The sequence below is a fragment of the Nocardia pseudovaccinii NBRC 100343 genome (assembly GCF_001613225.1).
GTDB lineage: Bacteria > Actinomycetota > Actinomycetes > Mycobacteriales > Mycobacteriaceae > Nocardia > Nocardia pseudovaccinii.
Genome location: NZ_BDBY01000401.1, coordinates 1 through 21,587, shown reverse-complemented (window position 1 = coordinate 21,587; position 21,587 = coordinate 1). Strand labels below are relative to the sequence as shown.

Sequence of the window (21,587 nt, the reverse complement as noted above, 5' to 3'; positions counted from 1 at the left end):
CCCAATCGCGCCGATTCCGCAGTCGCCTCGCCGAAATCATTTGCTATCGAGTTGCTTGACCAAGATCGTATTTCGAGATGTGATATCTGGGTGGCACAGCGATGGTGGCAGGATCTACCGCCGGTGGCGGGGTCATTCGTCATGGCGACCGGAATCGTGTCCGTGGGGTTGCATCTCACCGGATTCGAAGTCGTGTCGTGGCTGATATTCGCACTCGCGGCGGCGGTCTGGCTGCTGCTCGCGATAGACTTCGGCACGCGACTGCTGTGGCATCGTTCGCAATGGGAGGCCGAGGCGGATACCCCGCCCGCATTGACCGGGGTCGCGGCGACAACGGTGTTCGGGACGCGATTATCACTGTCGGGCTGGCAGATTGTGGCTTGCGCATTATTGGTGCTGGCCGCGGCGATCTGGCCCGGACTATTGCTCGCGGTGCTGCGGCATTGGAATCGGCGGATGGCGGGCGGGGCATTCCTGGTGTGTGTTTCTACTCAGGGCCTCGCGGTGCTGGCGGGAACACTGGCACGGGCCGATGTCGGTGATTGGCTCGGCTGGGTAGCGTTGGCGTTGTTCTGTATCGGTGTGCTGCTTTATCTCGCGGCGTTCGCTCATTTCGATATTCGGCAGGTGTGGATCGGTGCGGGCGACCAATGGGTCGCCACCGGTGCGCTGGCGATTTCGACGCTGGCTGCCGCCGAACTCGTTGGCGCACACCAGTGGACCGGCGCCGCGCATCGGCTGCTCGAGGTGGTCGTGCTGATCGTCCTGGGCCTCAACCTGTTCGGCTACACGATCCTGATGGTCGCCGAGGTGATCCGCCCGCGACCCGAGTACGACATCCGGCGCTGGGCCACGGTTTTCCCGCTCGGTATGACCGCGGTCGCGACGCTGACCACCAGTACGGCCATCGATCTGCCTGCACTGTGCGCGCTCGGCGACCTGCTGCTTCTGGTTGCGGTGGGCGCATGGGCGCTCACTTTCGCCGTATTGCTCGCGGACCGAACGACATTCGAATCCGATCGGTCCGCGTAATCGGCGTCAGATTCGCTGGGCCTCCAGTACCCATATCGGCAGCAGGAGCGCTCCGGTCTCATCGGTTTCGAGCTCGACGCCTCGCTCGGCCAACGTATCGCGCACCGGTTGCGGCGGCATGATCGTCACCATCCGGTCGATGCGCAGTGTATTCAGCGACCAATCCGGAGCCGCGAACGCGGCGCGCAACTCTTCCTCGCCGATCTGGAACGGCGCATACGCTTCGCTGTGTCCCCTATCGGCAAAACAGAATTGGATCAGCCGACCACCCGGACGCATAACCCGATGCAGTGCGGCGACATGAGCACGACGCTGCTCCGCGGCGAGACAATGGAACAGCGCACTGCTGACCACCGTGTCGAACCGATCGTCATAGCCGTCGAGTTCGGTGGCATCGGCAACCGAGAAGGCCACCGCCACGCCGCGCGCGGCCGCACGGGTGCGCGCCTCCTCGATCGCGGTGGGTGCGGCATCCAATCCGGACACCTGATAGCCAAGACTCGCTAGATAGATGGCGTTATCGCCCGGCCCGCAGCCGATGTCCAGCACGTGCCCGGTGATGCGTCGCGCATGTTCGAATTCGACCAATACTGGCTGTGGTCTACCGATATCCCACGGCAACCGCCCCATAGGGATGCCCGCGACGACCGTTTTGTCCCGATAGGCCTGTTCGAAATCAATTTCCGCCGGGTCGAACTGCGATACCGCATCACTCATGACTCGCCCCTTGCTTCGATAGATGAACTGCAGGGATCTCGACGAAGGCAAGTCTAGCCGAAACCGGAGACGAAATCTCCGTTTAGTCGAATCTGGCCGAGCTTGCCGCACCGACGTCCCGGGCTCGGACGCCCGGCGGCCGAGGCATGGCAGGCGCACCTCATCCAGCGGCGAGTTTCAGCCGTTCGAGCACACCTGCCAAACCGCTTTGCAGAACGGCAGTGTCACCAATGTCCAAGCCGTGGGTCACCTCATGCCACGGCCCGAGTTGATGCCAAACCAGTGCGCGTCGACGGAGGTCGCCGGTGACGCCATACGCGGCGGCAACAGCGTCTGCAAAATCTGTCGGTGCACCGTGCAGTGGCCAAGCCAGATCGTTCGCGGCATCGCCGAGATGAACGTCGCCGAAGTCGATCACCCCGGCAATGCGACCTTCCGCTACCAATACGTGCTCAGGTCCGAGGTCGCCATGGACGACCGTATCCGCTGGGAATTCCCGCGCGGCGTCGAGGACCGCCGACGCCGAATCTCGTTGGGAGAATGGGATCAACGGCATGACGTCGGCCAGGAAACGGCTGATCATCATTTCCCGGCTGTCCCTGGTTTCCGCCGCCGACGGCAACCCGTGTCCGACCGCCTCGCTCGCGGGACTGCCGTGAAGTGCGCGGAGAAACGTTCCCATCGCGACACCGTGCTCGACATCAGGCGACACGATCGCCCGACCGGGCACGAGGGCGTGACGCACGACGAGCGGCGTTTCCCGCACCACCCAGGGGATCGGCACCTGCAGCGGCAGCAGCGGCGCCAGCCAAGGCATCAGCCGGGTTTCGCGCCGGAGTTGGCTGGCAACCTCTGGACGGCGCGGTCGGCGCTCGACCCAGCAACCATCGACCACAGCGGCGAAGCTATCCCACCCTTCAGCGAACTCCACGACTCCGACGTTAGAGCAACGGATGATCGTCGCAACTCGGGCTGTGCGCACATCAATAGCACGGAGTGCCGAGGCCAGTGCGGTTTCCGTACGCGCCGACGCGGCGACTGGCCGGGTTCTGCGACTCGGGCACTCGGCCGTGTCCGAGCGGTAGGCTCCGACGGATGGTGCCCGCTTCTCACTTGGCCGCTTTCGCCGTCGCCGCACTGATCATCATCGTAATTCCCGGCCCGAATGTGCTTTTCGCGATCGGACGGGCCTTGGCGCACGGTCGGCGCACGGCATTGCTTTCGGTGCTGGGGGCGACGGTCGGATCGGCGGTTCCGCTGATTGCCGTTGCGCTGGGGTTGGGTGTGGTGCTCGCGGCGTCGGCCGTCCTGCTGACGATCGTCAAGGTGGTGGGTGCGGGTTATCTGATCTACCTGGGCGTCATGGCGATTCGGGAGCGGAAGAGTCTCGCGGGTGCGCTGCGTTCGCACGCACCGGATGCGAATCCGCGACGCATGTTCCGGCAGGGCGTGATCGTCGGCGCGACGAATCCGAAGACCATCGTGTTCTTCGCCGCCGTCCTCCCGCAGTTCGCCGACCCGGCCACGGGTGCATTGCCTTTGCAGTTGCTGACGCTCGGTTCGGTCGGGCTCGGCATCCAAATACTCTCCGACGGAACGTGGGCGATGATCGCGGATGCGGCGCGATCATGGTTCGTCCGCTCACCGCGCCGCCTCGAATCCGTCGGCGCCACCGGCGGATTGATGATCATCGGCGTCGGTGCGAGCGTAGCGCTGAGCGGTACCAACTGAGGATTATGCGTGGTTGGTGGTGTTCCAGAAACCGATCCACAGCGCACCCCACCAGCATGCCTGGGAGATGAGCAGGGTTAGTGCGCCGCGGGCGATCAGTGGTCGATCGAGGGTCCCGCCGCGGGCCGCGACTCGGTCGGGGAAGGCGGATGCTTGTAGACCGTTCAGCGTCAGGGCGACGACCAGCACCATTTTGGTCTGGGTGGTGTGGTTGGCGATATCCGGTTCGAGGAGTACGCCGCTGGCGACCAGACCGATGACGCCCAGCCAGATGGGCAGTTGGAGCCGGTCGGCGACGGTCAGCATTTCACGCAGGGATGTGCGGCGCAGGACCCAGGCCACGGCGAAATAGTCCACCGCCAGCACCGCGCCGAAGCCGAGGACCAGCGATGCCAGATGGATGAGCAACGCCGCATGGTGCAGCGCTGGCGTGCAATGCAATTGGGTCGACAGCCAGATCGCCGTCGCGAGCGCGGCGCAGGTGGCAACCGTCCGGATTGCGAAACCGCGCCCGGTATGTACCCCGCCCATCAGCGCCGTCATCGGCGCCGCTCCAAGTCGCGGCCCTGCATTCTCGATCCTCACTCACACACAACTCACCCGACCTGGTTAAGGTTAGGCACGCCTAATGCTAGTGTCTCCGATTTCGGTCGAGATCGACAGGGGTATTCAGCGGCGGCGTGGTACGGCGGTGTATTCCTGTTCGGGGCGGCCGGTAGTGCCGTAGCGCAGTCGCATCTGGACCGTGCCCGCGGCGACCAGGGTGGCGAGATAGCGCTGGGCGGTGGCGCGGGAGATGCCGATGGCGGTGGCCACCTCGGCGGCGGACAGCGGTGCGGTGGCCTCGAGGATGGTGTGCAGGACGAGGTCTCTGGTGGGGGAGGCGATGACGGTGGTCGCGGTGGGCGTCGAGGTCGGGCGCAGCGCTTGGAGTGCGGCTTCGATGCTCGCGTTATCGATCTGAGGTGCGGCGAGGGTGCGGCGGTAGCGGGCGTATCCGGCCAGGCGGGCCGCGAGCATGGTGTGCGGGAAGGGTTTCACCAAGTATGCGAGTGCGCCTGCGGTGAATGCGGCTCGCACGGTGGCGCTTTCGGTGGCGGCGGTCAATACCATGGCGTCGCAGTGCAATTCGCGCACCAGGTCGATGCCCGAACCGTCGGGCAGGTACACATCGACCAGCGCCAGGTCGATCGCATTGGCGGCGTCGAATTCTCGCGCGGCGGCCAGGGTGTGGGCGGTGCCCGCGACGGTGAAACCCGCGATGGATTCGACTATCCCGGCGTGCAGATTGGCCACGCGGAAGTCGTCGTCCACCACCAGCACGGTCAGATCTGTTGCGGCCATGGCATCTCGCTGTCTACCAGTACTCCGGGGATTCGGGCGATGAATTCGGCACCGGTGAGCGGCGGCGCACCACCGCGCGCACTGGCGAGCCGGACATCGCCACCGTGCCCGCGGGCGATCTGGCGGATCAGGGCAAGGCCGACGCCGCGCCCGCCCGGCACACCGTGATCTTCGCGGGTCGAGGTGCCCTCGGTGAACAGGGTGTCGATCATTTCGGGTGCGACACCGTCGCCGCTGTCCGCGACCGCGATGTGCAACGTCGAATCCTCCTGCACCAGTTCGACTTCCACCTGTTTGATCGGATTGTTGGCGACGCGCGCCGCCTCGATCGCATTGTCGAGCAGATTGCCGAGCACGGTCGTGACATCGACGGGTTCGGCGAGATTGCCGTCCACCCAGGTATTCGGGCCGAGTACGAGTTCGACGCCGCTCTCGCGCGAATGCGCGGCCTTGGCCGCGAGGAAGGCCTGCAGATAGGCGTCGTGGATCGCGTCGATGCCCGGCGTCGCCGCGCCGAGCGGGCCCGCGCCGATCAACTCATCGATGACATGTGACGCCTCCTCGGTGCGCCCGCCGTGCAGCAGTCCGCTGAGCAGGTGCATCTTGTTGGAGAACTCATGGCGCTGGGCGCGCAGGACGGTGCTCATCGATTGCACCGCATCGAGTTGGCGGGTCAACGCCTCGACATCGGTGCGATCGCGCACCGTGAGCACGGCACCGAGATTGCGTCCGTCGCGGGTGACCGGCCGGGCCGCGACAACCACGATATGCGAGCCGATGGTCGCGGGTGTCGGCTGTTCGTCGAGCGCACGGAAAACCTCCAGCACCCGTGGCGTCAAACCGATCTCGTCGACCGGACTGCCGATCTCGGCGCTGATACCGAGCAACCGCCGCGCCTCGTCATTGACAAACGTTGTGCGCCAAGCGGAATCGACGGCGAGCACACCGCGGCCGATGCCGTGCAGCACCGCCGCCTGACCTTGGACGAGTTCGGCCAGTTCGGCGGGTTCGAGTCCGAGCGTCAATCCGCGCCATCGCCACGCCAGCAAAGCCGAACCCGCGACGCCGATCAGTAGCGCCGCGGCGATGAACAGCGCCGCGGTGCGCAGATCGGAGAGCAACTGCCCGCGAATCGCGGTGGTCGAGATACCGACGCTCACCGCACCGACAATGCGATTCGAATCAGCCTCCACCACAGGAACTTTCGCACGCACGGAAGGTCCGAGCGTACCGCGCTCCTTGACGATCACCTCCCGGCCCGCCAGCGCCTCCGATGGATCCGTGCTCACATGTTCGGTCAGTCGCGCCTGGTCCGGATGCGCGAGCCGGATTCCGGCATCGTCGGTGATCACCACGAACAGCGCGCCTGTGCGCTGGGTCGTATCGATGGCTATCCGCTCGAGCGGTCCCGCGGTGAGTTGCGTCCGCAACTCGGGCGTCACCGTGCCCGGCGCGTATCGGGCGACCTCTTCGCGCACCACCGGTTCGGCCGCGATGCTGCGTGCGATGGCCAGCGCACGCTGCCCGTACTGATCGTTGAGCCGTTGGCTGCTGACGTAGCCGAATACCGCGAAGGCGGCGGCGAGGGTCACCGAGACGATCACGATCTGCAGCAGCAGCACCTGGGTGCGCAACCGGAAGTGTCCGGTTGCGCGCCGCGGTGCTCCGCCGTCGTTGGCCATTTCCGCAGCATAAACCACACGGACGGGGCGTGAGCAGAATGCGCACAACCTTCGAATCGCCTCGTTTGCGCCGGTTGTGCGCACAAGCCTCGAAGTGTGACCCGGCCCACGTAGGTTCGCTCTACCTGATCCGCTAGGAGCAAGAAAATGACCGAACCACTCATCGAGCTGCGGAGCGCGACGAAGCGCTTCCCCGGCACCGGCGGCGGAATCCACACTGCCGTCCGCAATCTCGATCTCGCGGTACAACCCGGCGAATTCGTCGCCGTGGTCGGCCCGACGGGCTGCGGAAAGTCGACGACGCTGTCGTTGGTCTCCGGGCTGGAGCCGGCCTCGGCCGGGCGGACGCTGGTGCGCGGCAAGGATGTCCACGGCATCCCGGACGGCATCGGCTACATGTTCCAGCAGGACGCGGTGCTGCCGTGGAAGAGCGTGATCGATAACGTCGCCCTCGGCCCGCGCCTGCGCGGCAAGTCCAAGGCCGAAGCGCGTGAACAGGCCCGCGGCTGGGTGCGCAAGGTCGGTCTCGCCGGATTCGAGAGCTACTACCCGCATCAGCTCTCCGGCGGTATGCGCAAGCGCGTCGCGCTGGCGCAGACACTGGTCAACGATCCCGAGATTCTGCTGATGGACGAGCCGTTCAGTGCGCTGGACGTGCAGACCAGGCAACTGATGCAGGACGAACTGCTGCGCGTGTGGGCGGGCACCGGCGCGGCCGTCATCTTCGTGACCCACGATCTGGAAGAGGCGATCGTGCTCGCCGACCGGGTCGTCGTCATGACCGCCAGCCCGGCGACGGTCTGCGGCAACTTCCCGGTCTCGCTGGAACGTCCGCGCGATGTCGAGGAGGTCCGGCTCACCAACGAATTCCGGGATATCTACAAGGAAATTTGGGAAACGCTGCGCGATCAGGTCGAGGCAGCCCGAGGCAAGGGAGCCTCCCGTGTCGCATAACGTGCTCGAAGATGTGGCGAAGTCCGCGCCCGAGGTCGAAATCGAAACCGAGGAGCAGATTCTCGCACGCGTGCGGACCAACCTCCGGCGCAACCGGCTGCGGACCTGGGGCTTGCGGATCGCCCTGATCGCGGTGTGGCTGGGCGCATGGGAGCTCACCGCCACGCTGTGGATCGACCCGTTCTTCTACTCCAAGCCCTCGCTGATCTGGGACCGGCTGGTCGAATGGTTCACCGAAGGAACGCAATTCGGATCGATCTGGCTGCAGATGTACACCACCGTGCAGGAGGCGGTGCTCGGCTTCGTCATCGGCGCGGTGGCCGGTGTCGTACTCGGCACGCTGCTCGGTCGCAGCCGGTACTGGGCCGAGGTGCTCGCGCCGTTCATCAAGGCGCTCAACGCCGTTCCGCGTATCGTGCTGGCGTCGCTGTTCATCATCTGGTTCGGTCTCGGGCTGAGCTCGAAGGTCGCGACGGTCGTGGTGCTGGTGTTCTTCGCCGTATTCTTCAACGCCTTCACCGGTGCGCGTGAGGTCGACGGCAATGTCATCAACAACGCGCGCATTCTCGGTGCGAGCAAGCGTCAGGTGCTGAGCTCGATCGTGCTGCCGAGCGCGACCACCTGGATCCTGTCCAGCCTGCATACCGCCTTCGGTTTCGCGTTGATCGGTGCGGTCGTCGGTGAATACGCCGGTGCCAGTAAGGGTTTGGGCCTGCTGATCAGCAACGCCCAGGGCACCTTCGATTCGGCCGGTATCTACGCGGGCATGATCATCATCACCGTCATCGCGCTGCTGGCCGAATGGGCGATCAGTGCGGCGGAGGGCCGATTGCTGAAATGGCGTCCGTCGCAGGCGACTTCGAGCCACGGGATCTGATCATGCGGTACGTCAAACATCTGACGATCATCCTCGGAGTCATCGCGGCACTGCTGCTGGCGACCGGTTGCCGGGATTCCCGAACCATTCCGATGGCCAACGGCCGGCCCCAGATCACCATTATGGTCGGCGGTCTGGAGAAGGTGATCTACCTGCCCGCCATGCTCACCGAGAAGCTCGGCTTCTTCGAGAAGAACGATATCGACGTCAAACTGCTCGGCGAGCAGTCCGGCGCGAGTGCCGAAACCGCGCTGCTGACCGGCGATGTGCAGGCCGTGGTCGGCTTCTACGACCACACCATCGACCTGCAGGCCAAGGAGCAGTGCCTGACCTCGGTGGTGCAATTCGCCGACGTGCCAGGCGAAGTGGAACTCGTGTCCAAGGCGGATGCCGCCAGTATCAATTCGCTGGCGGATCTGCGCGGTAAGAACCTCGGTGTGACCTCGCTCGGCTCCTCGACCGACTTCCTCACCCAGGCGCTCACCGGGCAGTCGGGTATGACCACCGCCGACTACACGCGGGTGAAAGTCGGTGCGGGACAGACCTTTATCGCAGGCATGAACCACAACGGCATCGATGCGGGCATGACCACAGACCCGACGGTCGCCACCATGGTGAACTCCGGTGACGCGAAGATCCTGGTGGATATGCGGACCGAGGAAGGCACCCGGGCGGCATTGGGCGGGCTGTATCCGGCATCGTCGCTCTACATGCGCTGCGACACCGTCGACGCGCATCCGGATATCGTGCAGAAGATCGCGACCGCGTTCGTGCAGACGCTGCAGTGGATCAAGACGCACACCGCCGAGGAGATCGCCGCCAAAATGCCCTCGCAATACGCGAGCGCGGGCCGCGACCTCTACGTCCAGTCCATCCGCGACTCGATCGGCATGTTCAACGGCACCGGTCTGATGAAATCCGAAGGCGCCGAGAATGTGCTGAACGTGCTCGGCAAGTACTCGAAGAATGTGGCGCCCGTCAAGGACCGCATCGATCTGTCGAAGACCTACACGACCCAGTTCGTGCAGGAGGCGCTGCGCGCGAATCAGCAGTAGCGACACCACGAAATCCCATGGCGACCGGCGAACATCCGGTCGTCATGGGATTTCGGCCGTTCACCTGTTCGGCGCATCCTCGGTGTCCTGGGCTTTGAATTCGGCCTTCCATTCGCGGAAGCCCTCCTCGGTGCGGCCGCGCCGCCAGTAGCCGGAGATCGAGTTCGCCCATTCGGCGGAGACGCCGCGTTCACGACGGACGTAGCGGCGCAGGTCCTGCATGACGGCGCGGGCCTCGCCGTGGATGAAGACCTGCACCTGGCCCGCGCGCCATGTCGCCGCGCGCACGGCTTCGGCCAGTACATCGCCCGGCTCGCGCGAGCCGCGATGCAGCCAGGTCAGTTCGATGCCGGTGGGCTTGTCCAGTTTTAGTTCGTCATCGGGTCCGGCGACCTCGACGAAGGCCTGCCCGACCGCATCTGCGGACATCCCCTCCAGCGCGGCCGCGATCGCGGGCAGCGCCGCCTCGTCGCCTGCCAGCAGGTGCCAGTCGGCATCGGCGCGCGGCGCATAGGCTCCGCCCGGTCCGAAGCAGTCGATGGTGTCGCCCGGCCGCACCGAAGCGGCCCACGGACCGGCAATGCCCTCGTCGCCGTGGTAGACGAAGTCCACGGCCAGCTCACCGGCATCCGGATCGACCGAGCGCACGGTGTAGGTGCGCAGCACGTCGATACCATCGCGCGGGTAGATGAACTTCACATACGAGTCGGTGAACTCGCTCGGTCGAAACGCGGCGAATCCGGGGCCACCGAAATACACCCGGATCAGATGCGGGGTCAGCCGCTCGGTGCGCTGCACCGTCAGGGTGGTGCGGGGTCGTGCCAAGGCAACCTCCACTAATTGCTAATTAGGCTTGCCTTACCAACCGTACCCGGTTCGGTTCATGCTGAGGGTTACCGCAGACGGGCGCGCCGTAGATGTCACAGGATGATCGGCATGACGCAGACCGTGCCGAGCCCCGCCCACGCCGTACAGCAACGCTATCGGGATCCGAATCCGACCGCGCCCGCCGAGTGGAATCCAGTGCTGCAGGTACTGCACGAGCACCGCTCGGTGCGCCGCTACCTCGGCGACCCGGTTTCCGACGACACTCTGCGCTTGCTCATCTCGGCGGCCCAGTCCGCCCCGACCTCCTCCAATCTGCAGGTGTGGAGCGTCATCGCCGTCCGCGATCCGGCGCGCAAGGCCCGCTTGGCCGCGCTGGCCGGCGGGCAGGCACATATCGAACAGGCGCCGGTGCTGCTGGTCTTCACCGCCGATTTCGCCCGGCTGCGCCAACTGGCCGACGACCGCGAAGCGCCCCTGGTTGGAGCCGACTACCTCGAATCGAGCTACGTCGGTTTCATCGATGCCGCCCTGGCCGCGCAGAACGCGGTCGTCGCCGCGGAATCCCTCGGCCTCGGCACCGTGTACATCGGCGCGATCCGCAACAACCCGGAACGGGTTGCGGCGGAACTGAATCTGCCCGAGCAGGTCTTCGCGGTCTTCGGACTCGTTGTCGGACACCCGGATCCGAGTGAGGACGCCCGCGTCAAACCGCGTCTTCCGCAACCGGCGGTCCTCCACCACGAAACCTACGACCTGCCCAACCAACGTCCACATGTGGCGGCATACGAAGATCGCATCGCCGAGTTCTATGCCGAACAGCAGCTTTCGCACTCCTGGACCGAGCGTGTCCTGGCCCGCCTGGCCTCCGCCGCCAGCCTCAACGGCCGCCACCGGCTCCGCGAGTCGCTGGCGAATCACGGCTTCCGCCTGCACTGATCGCGGTGTGATTCGGGTCGCGCGGCGGTCCGGTGGTGCGGCCGGTAGCGTGACGGGCTGATCGATCTCGAGCTCCAGGGGAAGGACCGCACGATCCATGACAGCCTCCGACCGCCAGCTACAAGCTGAATCGGCGCCCACTGACCCGGCCGTATCCGGTGAAGAGGGGTACTCCCGGGGGCTGAGCCCGCGGACCATTCAGATGATCGCGATCGGTGGTGCGATCGGCACGGGTCTTTTCTATGGTGCGGGCGGTGCGATCGAGCAGGCGGGGCCGGGGCTGATCCTGGCCTACCTCGCCGCGGGTCTGGCGATCTTCGTGATCATGCGGGCGCTGGGGGAGTTGCTGACCTACCGGCCGGTCTCGGGCAGCTTCGCCGAGTACGCGCACGAATTCCTCGGGCGCTTTGCGGGATTCGTCACCGGGTGGTCGTACTGGGCGGTGTGGGTGGCGACCTGTATGGCCGAGATAACCGTCGCCGGGAAGTATGTGCAGTATTGGTTCGATATCGCGCCGTGGCTCACCGCACTGGTGGTATTGGCGGTCATGTACAGCGCCAACCTGATCTCGGTGCGGCTGTTCGGTGAGGGCGAATTCTGGTTCTCCGCCATCAAGGTCACCGCGATCGTCGCGATGATCCTCATCGGCATCGGGGTGCTGACAATCGGCTTCGGCCATGCCGCCAACCCGACGGTCACCAATCTGTGGGCCGATGGCGGTGTGTTCCCGAACGGATTCGGACAGTCGCTGCTGGTGCTGCAGATCGTGCTGTTCGCCTACGTCGGTGTCGAGCTGGTCGGTGTGACCGCAGGCGAGGCGCGGGATCCGCGCACGACGCTGCGCAAGGCGATCAACACCCTGCCGTTCCGCATCGGCCTGTTCTATGTGGGCGCGCTTCTGGTGATCATGTCGGTGTCCAGTTGGCGCAACTTCCACGCGGGCAAGAGCCCGTTCGTCGAGGTGTTCCAGCAGATCGGCATTCCAGGTGCCGCGGGCATCATCAATTTCGTGCTGCTCACCGCGGCGCTGTCGTCGTGCAATTCGGGCATCTACTCCACCGGCCGCATGTTGCGCACCCTGTCGCTGCACGGGGAAGCGCCCGCGGGGCTGAACAAGCTCAGTTCGCGCGCGGTTCCGTATGTCGGCATCACCGCTTCGGCGGCCGCGATGGTCATCGGGGTGATCGTCAATGTGATCTCGCCGGATAAGGCGTTCAACTACATCACCTCGGTCAGCACCATCGGCATCATCTTCGTTTGGGGGGTAATCTTGGTGTGCCACTTGATTTATCGCGCCAAGGTCGGCCGTGGTGAACTGCCCGCCAGCGATTACCGCCTGCCCGGCGCACCGATCACCACCTGGCTGGCGCTGGCCTTCCTGGGGTTGGTCGTCGTCCTGCTGTTCTGGACCGAGAGCGGGCGCACCGCGATTGTCGTCGGAGCGGTCTGGGGTCTGCTGGTCTGCGGCGGCTATCTGGCGATGACCAAGCTCGGCAAGGGCGGCGCGGCAACTCAAACCGGTCGCATAGGGGACGGCACCCGGCGGGGTAGGTAGGAACAGCGGTCCGCACCGGCCTGAGGAGGCACATGGTTACGATCATCGGCGGCGGTATCGCGGGCACTGTGCTCGCCGGAGCCCTTGCGCGCGAGGGACTTCCGGCCACCGTCTACGAGCGGCGGCCCACGGTCGACGCCGGTGCGTTTCTCGCCCTCGACCGCCGGGCGCATGCGGCGCTGGGCGAACTCGGGATCGCCCGCGACGACCTATATGCAGCCTCGTGTGAGGTGCGCGCGCTCGGCCTGCACGACCTCACTGGGTATCGTGCCCAGCCCGGTGACGGTCGGCGGCTCTACTCCCGCCCGGATCTGCTACGAGTCCTCACCGACTTCGCCCACGCCACGGCCGCGGAGTTCCACTACGACCGTCCGGTGACCGATCTCGACATCGAGAGCCGAACCTTGAGGCTTGCAAGCGAATCGGTGACACCGGATGGGCCGATAATCGCGGCGGACGGTATCGACTCGCTCGTACGCGCCCGCCTGGAGCCCGACCGGCCCGCTGTATATGCGGGTCAGGTCGTCATCTACGGGATTACGAGGACCCCGATTACCCTGCCCACCGAAGAATCGGTACTGCACTTCCATCGCACCGGCAACGCCCGGCCGACCGACGTCTTCGGGCACCTGTGGAACGACGAGACGGCGGTGTGGTTCGCCAGAATCCGCTGCTCTTCGATCCCGGTGGCGGACAACGGTTTCCACCTCGTCGAGGCGTGGGCGGAGCAGATCCACGCGGCACTGCCCGCCATACGGGGACTGATCGACTCGCTACTTTCGATCACCGATACGGTGCACGTCAGCAATGCCCGCGATGTTCCGCTTACCCATCCCCGCCCGCCCCGAGACGACGTAATCCTTTGTGGCGACGCCGATCACGCCATCAGCCCCGCCGCGGGTGTCGGCGCCCGTGACGCGATCGAAGACGCCGCAGCCTTGTACCGGGCCCTCGTCGCGAAGACTTCGATAGCCGAGACCATGGCGAACCGTCGCCGCCAGATCCTCATCGAGCGCGCCGAGGTCGCCGAAGCCTTCCGGCGCGGCCGCTTCTGATATCGGCTCGTGCGAGACTGGCTGGATGGCCTTGAATCGAGATGCCGATGCCAGCAGGCTGGCCGCGGAGTCGCTCGCACAGGACGATCCGACCGGGTGGTTCGAGCGGCTGTACGCGGAGGCGGCCGCCGGGGCGGCGATTGTGCCGTGGGATCGCGATCAGCCCAATCCGATGGTGGTCGACTGGGCCGAGCGGCGCGCGGCGGGCGGTGCCGGGCGTCGGGCATTGGTGGTCGGCTGCGGGTACGGGCAGGATGCGGAATACATCGCGCGGCTCGGCTTCGCGACCACTGCCTTCGATATCTCGCCGACCGCTATTGCCGAAGTGCGCCAACGGTTTCCGAAGTCGTCCGTGGAGTATGTGGTGGCCGATCTGCTGGATCTGCCCGCCGCGTGGCGGGATGCGTTCGATCTCGTCGTCGAGTCGATTACGGTGCAGTCGATGCCGGTGTCGGTGCGCGGAACCGCGATCGCCAATATCCGGCGGGCTGTGGCACCCGGTGGTCAGCTGATCGTGATCGCCGGAATCCGGGCGGAGGGTGTGGAGATCAGTGGGCCGCCGTGGCCGCTGACCCGTTCGGAGATCGATTCGTTTGCGGCCGAGGGACTTCGGGCAATCGACATCGAGGCGAATCACGAGACGCAACGGTGGCGGGCCGAATTCACCCGATCGGCTGGGGGATGAACCGCACCCGAGGGTCAGATGACCGCTGTGGGCTTCCGATCCCCACCGACCAACGCGGTGATCTCGGCGGCCGCACGGTCACCTGAGCGGATCGCCCCGTCCATATAGCCCATCCACACTGTCGCGGTTTCGGCTCCGGCCCAATGGATTCGGCCGATCGGTGCGCGTAGGGCCGGGCCGTATTCGGTCCAGGTATTGGGCGGCATGAAGGCTCCGTAGCAGCCGCGGGTCCACTCGTCGGCGGACCAGTCCTTCTCGATGTAATCGATGGGGGCGGCCGCAGCCGGGCCGAAAAACCTTGTGAGGCTGGAGATCACGATATCGCGCCGTTCCTCGACGGGGTAGCGGCCGAGTCGCCGGGCATCGCCGCCTTCCAGGAAGGCGAGCAGCACACCGGGGTTCCCGTCCGGCGGGGAGTTGTCGAAGGTGACCTTTACCGGCCCGGTCGCGGCGGTGACCTGTCCGGACAGCCCATCGGCACGCCAGAAGGGGGTGTCGTATACGGCCATGGTCTTGATGACCGAGCCGTTCGGCATGCGCTGAGTGAGCTGGTCACGATCGGCGGGCAGCGCAGGGCAGTACACCAGCCGACCTGCCAGGGCGGGGCTCATCGCCACGATCACGCGGCGGGCCAGAATCCGGGTGTCATCGCCGTGCACGATGACCGAACCCTGGGTCTGCTCGATCTTGCGCACCGGCGTATTCAGCAGCACGTGCTCGCCCAACTGCTCCGCCAGCGTCATCGAGATTCGTTGCGAACCGCCCACGATGCGGGTTTGCTGTGCGCCACCGTCGGTTTCGATCATCGAATCCACACCGCCACCGGCATTGAGATAGGCCAGCAGGTGCAGCAGTGACACGTCGGCCGGATCGGCGGCCCACACCGCCTTGCAGACCATCGTGATGGCCCGGCGCGCGATCTCCGAATGCAGATTGCGTCGCATCCACGACGCGACGGTCTCGGTATCCCACTGCCCCGCCCGCGCCGCCGACCACGGTGCGTCCGCTGGCACAACGCGCGACATCCGATCCAACCGCTGCAGACCGATATAGGCATCCAGCAACGCGGCGGAGGCGATCAACGGAATCCGGCCGCGATAGCGCCGCAGCTTCCCGCGATGTTCGAACAGATGCCGACCGGTGGTGTAGGTGGGAAACGTCTCCAGCCCCAATTCGTCGATCAGAGCCAGTGCCCGGTCCTGACCGGGACCGACCCACTGCCCACCGACCTCGACGATCTTGCCGTCCCCGATCGGGTGGTTCAGCGTGCGACCACCGACCCGATCCCGCGCCTCGACGACCAGCGCATCGAATCCGGCGCGACGCAACTGGCGGGCCGCCGTCAATCCGGCAAGTCCACCGCCGATCACCGCGATATCCACCGTGCGCTCGACACCCATGGCGACCACCGATCCACCCGTGACCGATCGGACGACTCGGTCGTATGCTCCGACGTTAGGGCACACGACCCCGTCATTGACCCCGAACAGCACCGTTTCCTTGCATCCAGCCGCAAATCGCCCCACGTGATCATGAACCCGATGCGCCCGACGGAGGCAACCATGACAGAGCAGACGCTGGCCGAACTGATAACCGATGACCTACCCCCGGGCATTGCCGCGCTGAGCGCGGCGCGGCAAGCCGAACTCGCGCAGGCGATCGTCGATGCCCGATGGCGGGAGGCGAACGAGCTGAAGGCCGCGGCCTTCGGCATGCTCGACTTTCTGCCGCGCCTCCTGCGTGGCCCGGTCAAAAAGGCGGCCGGACTGTGACGGCGCAATTGCTGAAACTCGCACGGACACTAGGGGTTCCGGTCGAGCAGCTCGCTTATCTCGCCGACGTGCCCGATGCGGATCTGCGTGAATTCCGCCGCCAGGTCACCGATCTGTTCGTGGCCGGACAGGAGGCCGGACTGCGGCGGGTCGCCCAAGCGTCCAAAGTGATTCCGACGCCGATCACCGCGAAAATGGTGGCGCGTAGCCGCGGTGCACTGCTCGCGGCCCGGATGTCGGGCGTGCTCGATCCATCGCATGCGGTGGATGTCGCCAAACGCCTGCCGGTAGACTTCCTCGCCGAAATCGCCGCACGTCTCGATCCACGCCATTCCGCGGCGATTATCGGTGGTCTGCCCGAGGCGACCATTGTCGCCGTCGGCAAAGAGCTTGCGGCACGCGAAGATTGGATCACGCTCGGCGAGTTGGTCGCGTCGATCCCCGATACCGCGGCCCGCGCCACCGAATCCGCACTCGATGGCATCGCGCTCGTCCGCTCGGCCTACCTCGTCGAGGATGCCGTACAGCTGGAACGCTTCGTCAACCTCGCGTCCCCCGGCAAACTCACGGAAATGCTCTGTGCCACGGCCGAAAACGACCTCTGGTCGGAGTATCGCGGCACGCTGAACGCCCTCTCCGAATCCGCGGTCGATGCCGTCCGCGCCGCCGCCGAACAACTACCCGCCGAGCAGCGTGCCCGCGCCTTGGCCGAGATCGCCGAGCGGTCCGCGTCATAACGTTCGCGAAGGCACTAGGCGACGTCCGCGCCACGGCGCGGCATCATCGCGGATGCGGTCACCATGACCAAGGCCATCGCGGCGACCGCGAGGAAAACCTGATGCACCGCCGAGGACAACAGTGCCGGAGCCGGATGGTCGGTGTCGCCGACGCGCGAGTTCACGATCGCGCCGAATATCGCGACACCGACCGCACTTCCCAACGATCTGGCGAACATATTCGCCGAGGTGACCACGCCGCGCTCGGACCACTCCGCCGTCGTCTGCGCCGCGATCAGGGTGGGGGTGGCGACCAGGCCCATGCCGGTGCCGATCACGAAACACGAAGCGGCGACCTGGATCAGCGTGGAATTCTCATCGATCAACAGGGTGGTGGCGGCACCGAGCGTGGCGAGGGTGCTTCCGATCAGCGCGGTCGCGCGAAAACCGATGCGCAGGTATACCTTTCCGGCCTGGGAGGCGGCCAGCGGCCAGCCGAGGGTGAGCGCACCGACGGTGAGACCGGCGATCAGCGCCCCGGTGCCGAGCACACCCTGGGTGAAAGTCGGTACATACGAGGTCATGCCGAGCAGGATCGCGCCGACCAGCACCGAGACCAGACTGCTGGCGATAATGACCCGTCGCGTGAAAACCCACAGCGGCAGAATCGGATTCGCGGCCTGCCGCTCCACCAGAGCGAACAGTACGAGCACGATTGCGCTGCCCACGAAGATGCCGATACCGGTGGGCGACGACCAGGCCCAGGCCTGTCCGCCCTCGAGCAAGCCGAGAATCAGCGCACCGGCGCCGATGGTGAGCAGCGCCGCACCGAGATAGTCGGCGCGCTGTTTGCGCCGTACCGTGCTCTCCTGGAAGCTGCGGACCAGCATCCACGCGGCGAGTGCGGACAGCGGGATATTGATCAGGAAGATCCAGCGCCAGCTGACGTATTCGGCGAACAGTCCGCCCAGCAGTGGCCCGACCACCGCCGAGATGGCCCACACACTGGCCAGATAGCCCTGTACCTTGGCGCGTTCGGTCAGGGTGTAGAGATCACCGGCGATTGTCATGGTCATCGGCATGATGGCGCCCGCGCCGATACCCTGCACCGCGCGGAAAATGATCAGCCCCAACATGCTGGTCGCCACACCGCACAGCAGTGAGCCGAGTGCGAAAACCGTGATGCCGAACAGGATTACCGGCTTGCGCCCGACGGTATCGGCAACCTTGCCGTACACCGGAACCGTAACCGCTTGTGTCAGTAGATAAATCGAGAACAACCACGGGAATTGCGAGAAGCCGCCAAGGCTGTCGGTGATGGTCAGCACCGCGGTGGCGATAATGGTGGAATCCAGCGCGACCAGCCCTGTCGCGAGCATCAGAGAACCAAGGATCGCGCCTCGATCGGATCGCAGACCGACGGACGATTCCATTGCCTCGGTTGCCACCGACCGGCCCCTCTCCTTCGCTTCACCAACCACCCCGAAGCAACGTAACGCGGCCGCAGCTATTCCCGCACGGAATTATTTCGGCACCGGGTCGGTCGCGATCTTCTGCGCCATCACCTTGTCGGGGTACCCCGTCCACTGGCTGGGCGCCCATGCATAGAGTGTCTGGTTCCTTGTGTGCCGCATCGAAGTCTACTGATCAAGTACGTGTTAGCCGACACGATTATGCTGAAAGTTCCTGCTAGATAGGGTGCCTAAACTTCTCAGGTTCTTCATCTACTGTCTATCTTAGTAGATGAAGCACCGAGGCAAAGGGGCCATGATGCATCGAACAACAACCACGACCGAGCGCGGTGCAGTACGAGGCAGAGCCCTCGCACTGCTCGTCGGCGCGATCACCCTGGGCATGGTGGTCGGCGCGGGCGAGGCGTTCGCGAATCCGGATGCGCGCTCGGACCATTCGAGCAATCGCGGCAGTACCAGCGGTCGCGATACCACCGGCTGGCATCACATCGATCCGTTCGGCTACCACCACACCCCGCAGAATTCCTTGCGGCGCAACGAACAACAGAACAATCTGCGTGAATACCGCAGCCAGAACGAGTCCGGCGCGGATTCCTCCGGCAATCGCACCGGCGGCACGACGACATGGACCCGCGTACCGCGTCCGGACGGCGACGGCTGGACCGTATGCCGCGCCGCGGCGAGGACGTGCTGATGATCACGACTGTACGAAAGGCCAAGGCATTCACCCTGCTGGCCGCCGCCGCGGTCACCGGGGGCGGCCTGGAATTCGGTGTCGGGACCGCATCGGCGAGTACCGGATCCGGCGTCACCTGTCTCTGGGCGGGCACTGCGCACGTTCAGGGTGCGACCGTTGTCGCGGGTGGCCGCGACTTCCGTTGCGAAACCGACAGCCGCGGTGCGGCGCACTGGACGAAGGGCGGCCCGACGAACCGGCCGAGTACTGTGCCGAATCCGGGTGCGTACGCACATCCGGCCCGGCTGTTCAGCGCGGGTGCGCACCAACCCGGCACCGAGTACACCGACTACTGCGTCGGCAACCAGCTCATCGACGGCGCGGACGATGTGTACCGGGTGGTTGCGGATGGCAGCGGTTGGCTCCAATGGAAGGCCGCAGGGCCGATTTCGGATTGGACCTTCGATTCCGATTCCCCGCGCCCGGGACCGTCCTCGCGGACCGCGAGTCTGTGTTACGAAGGAAACCTGACCTGATCGGGTATCCAGCGAAATACGGTGGGACGCAAGGCAAGCGCCCCACCGTTTTGCTGGCTGACCGAGTCTCGGGGGCGCAGTAGCCGCATACGGCCCACCCGGTGCCAGGTCGCGAACCCGTGACGATGCGGCGATGTGGATGCTGCTGGGTAGCGGACGGTTTAGACTTTATGACCATGACCGCCTTCACCGGCAAGGTCGTACTCATTACCGGCGGCGCGAGCGGCATCGGCGCAGAGGTCGCCCGGCGGCTGCGTGCCCAAGGCGCGCACCTCGTGCTCATCGATATCGACTCGCCGCGGCTGCGAGAACTCGCGGCAGAACTCGGCGGCGAGCATGTCGTGGCAGTTTCTGCGGACGTGCGCGACTTCACCGCGATGCAGGCCGCGGTCGCGCAGGGGATCGAGAGGTTCGGCGGCATCGACATCGTCGTCGCGAACGCGGGAATCGCCAGCTACGGGTCGGTCCTTACGGTGGACCCCGCTGCCTTCCGGCGGGTCATCGAAGTCAACCTCGTCGGCTGTTTCCACACCGTCCGCGCCGCCCTGCCATCGGTCATCGAGCGGCGCGGGTACGTGCTGATCGTCTCCTCCCTCGCGGCCTATCTGGCGATGCCGGGTATGGCGGCCTACGACGCCTCCAAGGCCGGGATCGAGCACTTCGCGAACGCGTTGCGGCTCGAGGTCGCGCACCGCGGCGTCGATGTCGGGTCCGCGCACATGTCGTGGATCGACACCCCGCTCGTGCGGGAAAGTTTCGCCGACTTGCCCGCGGTCGGGCGAGCGCTCGCCGCACTGCCGAGGCCGATCCGCAAGACGACCTCGGTGCAGAAGTGCGCCGCCAGATTCGAGCGGGGAATCGGGCGGCGCGCCAGACGGATCAACGTGCCCGCCTGGGTCGGCGCGCTGCGTTGGCTGAGGCCGCTGCTGCAGACGCTGCGCGCCGAGCGGGCGGGCAGCAAGACCACCCCGGAGTGGCTGCCGGATATGGACGCCGAGGTGGCCGGGCTGGGTCGTTCGCTCAGCGCCCGGACGCAGGCGCTCGGCGAGGACTAGGGTCTGTCTTCATCAGGGCTGCCAGGTGATCCGACCGCCTTGGAAGTCCTGCGCCTTCCCGCCCTCGTAGTCGTATTCCTCGCCCGTGGGGAACCCGTACCGGCCGGATTCCGCACCATTGGAAACCCACAGATCGCGGATCGCACCCCAGACGACATGCGCACTGGTGCGCGGGGACCAATAAATCGCGCCACCCGGGAACAGGTTGTAGCGCCCGTTCTCCGCGTGCGCGGCCGCCTCGTCGGTCAGCGGGAACCCGAGCGCACCGCTCTCCCAGCCGTAGGCCCCCCACTTATCGCGGATCGCGCCGCCGATCTGGTGCGCGGCGGTGCCGAGTGACCAATAGATGGACCCGCCCTGAAAAATGTTGTAGGCGCCCGATCCCGACGGTGTGGATTGCTGACGGGTGACGGGGTAGCGCAGCAGGCCCGTCTCCAAGCCGAGGTCACGCCATTTGTCGCGGATCGCGCCGCCGACCGCATTGGCGCCGGTATCGGGATGCCAATAGATCGCGGCATTGCGTTCGAAGGTCTGATAGCGGCCGCCGTTGGCGGCATCGGCTTCGGGTGCGGTCGGGTCGCCGAGCGCGCCGGGGCCGCCCACCTGGTCGTATTCGACCTCGATGGCGCCGCCGACGTCGAACGGCCCGACGGGGCGAGCGGTTGCGGTGCCGAGGCCGACGCTGAGTAGCAAGGCCAGTGCGGCGGCGGTCGATGTGAGTGCTGTCCGTGCGGTGCGAAAATGCGGCGCCAATTGAACTCCTGAGCAGGTCGTAGTCGAATACGAACTTCGGTGAAGCCGCGAACTGTCGTCGGGGGATTCGACAGTCCTCTATCGGTGGCAGCGCGATATCCATTAGCCAACCTAGCGATTCCGTGCTTCGCTGAGTGGCCAGCGATAGGGTAAGCC

23 protein-coding genes are annotated in these 21,587 nt (G+C 65.8%); 14 read left to right on the top strand and 9 right to left on the bottom strand.

Annotated features, from left to right (window positions below):
* The first annotated feature begins 90 nt into the window (after positions 1–90).
* Positions 91–1,032, top strand: a complete 942-nt coding sequence (locus NP3_RS43060; protein WP_245721362.1) for a tellurite resistance/C4-dicarboxylate transporter family protein — start codon at positions 91–93, stop codon at positions 1,030–1,032.
* 6 nt (positions 1,033–1,038) lie between these two features.
* Here NP3_RS43060 and NP3_RS43055 read toward each other — a convergent pair whose 3' ends face one another.
* Both NP3_RS43055 and NP3_RS43050 read right to left on the bottom strand, forming a co-directional pair.
* On the bottom strand, positions 1,039–1,749 hold the full coding sequence (locus NP3_RS43055) for a class I SAM-dependent methyltransferase (protein ID WP_063047451.1): 711 nt from the start codon (positions 1,747–1,749) through the stop codon (positions 1,039–1,041).
* 160 nt (positions 1,750–1,909) lie between these two features.
* Positions 1,910–2,680 (bottom strand): phosphotransferase, encoded by a 771-nt coding sequence (locus NP3_RS43050; protein ID WP_084509645.1) that lies wholly within the window; start codon positions 2,678–2,680, stop codon positions 1,910–1,912.
* A 164-nt stretch (positions 2,681–2,844) separates the two neighbouring features.
* Between NP3_RS43050 and NP3_RS43045 the strand changes: the two genes are divergently transcribed.
* Positions 2,845–3,480 (top strand): LysE family translocator, encoded by a 636-nt coding sequence (locus tag NP3_RS43045; RefSeq protein ID WP_063047450.1) that lies wholly within the window; start codon positions 2,845–2,847, stop codon positions 3,478–3,480.
* 3 nt (positions 3,481–3,483) lie between these two features.
* Here NP3_RS43045 and NP3_RS43040 read toward each other — a convergent pair whose 3' ends face one another.
* The 3 genes from NP3_RS43040 to NP3_RS43030 all read right to left on the bottom strand — a co-directional run bounded on the left by NP3_RS43040 (position 3,484) and on the right by NP3_RS43030 (position 6,506).
* The gene (locus NP3_RS43040; protein WP_245721361.1) at positions 3,484–4,023 is read right to left on the bottom strand and encodes a hypothetical protein; all 540 of its coding nucleotides are present in this window, start codon (positions 4,021–4,023) and stop codon (positions 3,484–3,486) included.
* Between the two features lie 126 nt (positions 4,024–4,149).
* Entirely contained in the window at positions 4,150–4,824 is a 675-nt protein-coding gene (locus NP3_RS43035) for a response regulator (protein WP_063047449.1), read from the bottom strand.
* Positions 4,806–6,506: a sensor histidine kinase gene (locus tag NP3_RS43030; RefSeq protein ID WP_063047461.1), complete on the bottom strand. Its 1,701-nt coding sequence runs from the start codon at positions 6,504–6,506 to the stop codon at positions 4,806–4,808. Before NP3_RS43030 ends, NP3_RS43035 begins: the two co-directional genes overlap by 19 nt.
* A 147-nt stretch (positions 6,507–6,653) precedes the next feature.
* Between NP3_RS43030 and NP3_RS43025 the strand changes: the two genes are divergently transcribed.
* Genes NP3_RS43025 through NP3_RS43015 form a run of 3 tightly spaced genes read left to right on the top strand, consistent with a single transcriptional unit; the run spans position 6,654 to position 9,392 of the window.
* Positions 6,654–7,460, top strand: a complete 807-nt coding sequence (locus NP3_RS43025) for an ABC transporter ATP-binding protein (RefSeq protein ID WP_040695968.1) — start codon at positions 6,654–6,656, stop codon at positions 7,458–7,460.
* Positions 7,450–8,337: an ABC transporter permease gene (locus NP3_RS43020; RefSeq protein WP_157110373.1), complete on the top strand. Its 888-nt coding sequence runs from the start codon at positions 7,450–7,452 to the stop codon at positions 8,335–8,337. Before NP3_RS43025 ends, NP3_RS43020 begins: the two co-directional genes overlap by 11 nt.
* On the top strand, positions 8,298–9,392 hold the full coding sequence (locus NP3_RS43015; protein ID WP_245721360.1) for an ABC transporter substrate-binding protein: 1,095 nt from the start codon (positions 8,298–8,300) through the stop codon (positions 9,390–9,392). Before NP3_RS43020 ends, NP3_RS43015 begins: the two co-directional genes overlap by 40 nt.
* Before the next feature lie 60 nt (positions 9,393–9,452).
* On the opposite strand, the gene NP3_RS43010 is transcribed toward NP3_RS43015, so the two are convergent.
* Positions 9,453–10,217: a siderophore-interacting protein gene (locus NP3_RS43010; RefSeq protein ID WP_063047459.1), complete on the bottom strand. Its 765-nt coding sequence runs from the start codon at positions 10,215–10,217 to the stop codon at positions 9,453–9,455.
* Positions 10,218–10,328: 111 nt separating this feature from the next.
* Here NP3_RS43010 and NP3_RS43005 point away from each other — a divergent pair, with 111 nt between their 5' ends.
* The 4 genes from NP3_RS43005 (at position 10,329) to NP3_RS42990 (ending at position 14,451) form a co-directional block, all read left to right on the top strand.
* The gene (locus NP3_RS43005; protein ID WP_084509648.1) at positions 10,329–11,156 is read left to right on the top strand and encodes an NADPH-dependent oxidoreductase; all 828 of its coding nucleotides are present in this window, start codon (positions 10,329–10,331) and stop codon (positions 11,154–11,156) included.
* Between the two features lie 97 nt (positions 11,157–11,253).
* Positions 11,254–12,711 carry an amino acid permease gene (locus NP3_RS43000; RefSeq protein WP_063047447.1) on the top strand — a complete coding sequence of 486 codons (1,458 nt, stop codon included), beginning with the start codon at positions 11,254–11,256 and terminating at the stop codon, positions 12,709–12,711.
* Positions 12,712–12,743: 32 nt separating this feature from the next.
* A complete protein-coding gene (locus NP3_RS42995) occupies positions 12,744–13,766 on the top strand; it encodes an FAD-dependent oxidoreductase (protein WP_063047446.1) in 1,023 nt (340 codons plus the stop codon).
* A 25-nt stretch (positions 13,767–13,791) separates the two neighbouring features.
* Positions 13,792–14,451, top strand: coding sequence for a class I SAM-dependent methyltransferase (locus NP3_RS42990; RefSeq protein WP_063047445.1), 660 nt, complete (start codon positions 13,792–13,794; stop codon positions 14,449–14,451).
* A 14-nt stretch (positions 14,452–14,465) separates the two neighbouring features.
* On the opposite strand, the gene NP3_RS42985 is transcribed toward NP3_RS42990, so the two are convergent.
* Positions 14,466–15,851, bottom strand: coding sequence for a flavin monoamine oxidase family protein (locus NP3_RS42985; RefSeq protein WP_063047444.1), 1,386 nt, complete (start codon positions 15,849–15,851; stop codon positions 14,466–14,468).
* A gap of 162 nt (positions 15,852–16,013) precedes the next feature.
* Here NP3_RS42985 and NP3_RS42980 point away from each other — a divergent pair, with 162 nt between their 5' ends.
* The gene (locus tag NP3_RS42980) at positions 16,014–16,223 is read left to right on the top strand and encodes a hypothetical protein (RefSeq protein ID WP_063825068.1); all 210 of its coding nucleotides are present in this window, start codon (positions 16,014–16,016) and stop codon (positions 16,221–16,223) included.
* Positions 16,220–16,960: a hypothetical protein gene (locus NP3_RS42975; protein ID WP_063047442.1), complete on the top strand. Its 741-nt coding sequence runs from the start codon at positions 16,220–16,222 to the stop codon at positions 16,958–16,960. Before NP3_RS42980 ends, NP3_RS42975 begins: the two co-directional genes overlap by 4 nt.
* Before the next feature lie 14 nt (positions 16,961–16,974).
* Here NP3_RS42975 and NP3_RS42970 read toward each other — a convergent pair whose 3' ends face one another.
* The gene (locus NP3_RS42970) at positions 16,975–18,387 is read right to left on the bottom strand and encodes an MDR family MFS transporter (protein ID WP_063047441.1); all 1,413 of its coding nucleotides are present in this window, start codon (positions 18,385–18,387) and stop codon (positions 16,975–16,977) included.
* Positions 18,388–18,709: 322 nt separating this feature from the next.
* Between NP3_RS42970 and NP3_RS42965 the strand changes: the two genes are divergently transcribed.
* The 3 genes from NP3_RS42965 (at position 18,710) to NP3_RS42955 (ending at position 20,678) form a co-directional block, all read left to right on the top strand.
* Positions 18,710–19,105: a hypothetical protein gene (locus NP3_RS42965; protein WP_157124930.1), complete on the top strand. Its 396-nt coding sequence runs from the start codon at positions 18,710–18,712 to the stop codon at positions 19,103–19,105.
* Entirely contained in the window at positions 19,105–19,623 is a 519-nt protein-coding gene (locus NP3_RS42960; RefSeq protein WP_157124929.1) for a hypothetical protein, read from the top strand. The genes NP3_RS42965 and NP3_RS42960 overlap by 1 nt, the downstream gene beginning before the upstream one ends.
* A gap of 176 nt (positions 19,624–19,799) precedes the next feature.
* Positions 19,800–20,678: an SDR family oxidoreductase gene (locus tag NP3_RS42955; protein ID WP_063047458.1), complete on the top strand. Its 879-nt coding sequence runs from the start codon at positions 19,800–19,802 to the stop codon at positions 20,676–20,678.
* A 12-nt stretch (positions 20,679–20,690) separates the two neighbouring features.
* Here the strand turns inward: NP3_RS42955 and NP3_RS42950 are convergent, their stop codons facing one another.
* The gene (locus NP3_RS42950; RefSeq protein WP_063047438.1) at positions 20,691–21,431 is read right to left on the bottom strand and encodes an LGFP repeat-containing protein; all 741 of its coding nucleotides are present in this window, start codon (positions 21,429–21,431) and stop codon (positions 20,691–20,693) included.
* Positions 21,432–21,587: the final 156 nt, after the last annotated feature.